We start from the raw sequence: 1,484 nt of genomic DNA, 5'->3' as shown, positions 1-1,484 counted from the left end.
CAGGGAATGCCCGCTCCAGCGTCTTTGCCGGATCGCAAGCCTTTGCCGCGTCGCCGAGACCGCCATCGTTGGCCGCCAGCACGAAGACACTGCCCTTTTTAGGCGCTGCGAATTTGGCGAAGGCGATCGAAGGTCTCGAAGTCATCATGTCCTGCTTTCGGGAACGGCGTTGGGTTTTTGGGAGAGTGCCTTGATGAAACTAGCTATTTGGCTGTTTCCGACCGGAAGCACCACCCCAATTTTGAATCATCGCCCCTGCCTGACGATCTGCTGCGTAATTGCGTTGGCCTGAATTCGGGCATTGGCGAAGCAACCGCGAATCCTTGGCCGCATGCCCGTAAACCACAGGCCGGGCAAATTCGAATCGGCCTCGCCCGGCACCGGTCTTACCGGTCCAGTAATCGCCGTTGAACGCGATCTCCTCGACGGCGACGCCAAGCCGGACCGGCAGACCATGCGCCTGGCTGAACTCGTTCAGATGGCGGACGACGGCGTTTTTGTGGGGAAAAGCGGGTGTGCCTGCGGGATAGTCGACGCCAGGCGGTGTCGAGAGATCGCGATACGAGTTGAGATGCAACCGTTCGTGCCGCCGATACCAGAGTTCGGCAAGCCGGCTTTCCTTTTCCAGGACAAGTATCGGTACGCCGGCCTTTATCAGCGCATGGGCGGCGGCCAGCCCCGCTGCGCAGGCGCCGATCACGACGCACCGTGAAAAATCTGGCCGGTTTGGCTGCGCAATTCTGTTACTTCTGCTTCCATGCCTCTACCTGTCGCAGCCACGGCGGCCATAACCGGTGATCGGCGCGACATTTGGTCGTTTTCCGGCATTTGGCAAGACTTTGCCGGAATCCGATCCCATATGGCGGATGGAATCGATGGCGATTCGTCGCGGCACGGCCCCGCTTTCCTGCCGCAACGTGTTGTTAACCATTGATGTTCGCCCTTTCTTATCCATTGCCGCCGACACTTCGGCCCACCGGAAATATCGATGTGGGACGGAAACCAGATCGAACCGCCAACGGACCGGTTGTACAGGCGTCGCCGGGCGACTACCTTGTCTGGAGGCATGATGCCGTTCGGCAAAATCGAGAAAAGCCTTCATGAAGGTCGTTGAACGCTACATCATGCGTCGTGCGTTGGCGGTCTTCTTGGCAGCGCTCATCTGGACGCTGGCGATCGTGTGGACGACGCAGGTGCTCGCCCGCATCGACCTCGTCACCGACAGCGGGCAGTCGGTGCTGACCTTCTTCGAGGTCGCTGCGCTCATCATTCCGTCGATCGTCCCGATCGTCGTGCCTTTCGCCCTGGTGGTCGCGGTCGCTCAGACACTGAGCGCGATGAATTCCGATTCTGAGCTTGCCGTCTTGAACGCAGCGGGCGCTTCGCGCTGGACCATCGTCAGGCCGATCATGTTCCTGGCGCTGGCGGCCAGCGTCTTTTCGTTTGCCGTCGACAACGGCGTCGATCCCTATGCACGACAGAAA

Annotated in this window: 3 protein-coding genes; 1 reads left to right on the top strand and 2 read right to left on the bottom strand. The window is 60.0% G+C overall.

The features are described 5' to 3' along the window. Window positions 1–199: 199 nt before the first annotated feature. Together EOA86_RS34335 and EOA86_RS34330 are read right to left on the bottom strand one after the other, a co-directional pair. Entirely contained in the window at window positions 200–700 is a 501-nt protein-coding gene (locus EOA86_RS34335) for an NAD(P)-binding protein (RefSeq protein ID WP_128345574.1), read from the bottom strand. Between the two features lie 63 nt (window positions 701–763). Continuing rightward, on the bottom strand, window positions 764–1,102 hold the full coding sequence (locus EOA86_RS34330; protein ID WP_127212021.1) for a hypothetical protein: 339 nt from the start codon (window positions 1,100–1,102) through the stop codon (window positions 764–766). Between EOA86_RS34330 and EOA86_RS34325 the strand changes: the two genes are divergently transcribed. Then, the coding region (locus tag EOA86_RS34325; RefSeq protein ID WP_128345571.1) for an LptF/LptG family permease at window positions 1,101–1,484 on the top strand (384 nt) is incomplete at its 3' end. The two genes, EOA86_RS34330 and EOA86_RS34325, sit on opposite strands and share 2 nt — an antisense overlap.

This window comes from Mesorhizobium sp. M5C.F.Ca.IN.020.32.2.1, from assembly GCF_004023105.1.
GTDB lineage: Bacteria > Pseudomonadota > Alphaproteobacteria > Rhizobiales > Rhizobiaceae > Mesorhizobium > Mesorhizobium wenxiniae.
Note: the sequence above shows the minus strand (reverse complement) of the source record. Positions and strands in the feature narration are given on the sequence as shown.

Excerpts from the sequence above, each read along its gene's own strand:
- EOA86_RS34330 (WP_127212021.1), bottom strand. The coding sequence starts at position 1,102 with ATGAAGGCTTTTCTCGATTTTGCCGAACGGCATCATGCCTCCAGACAA.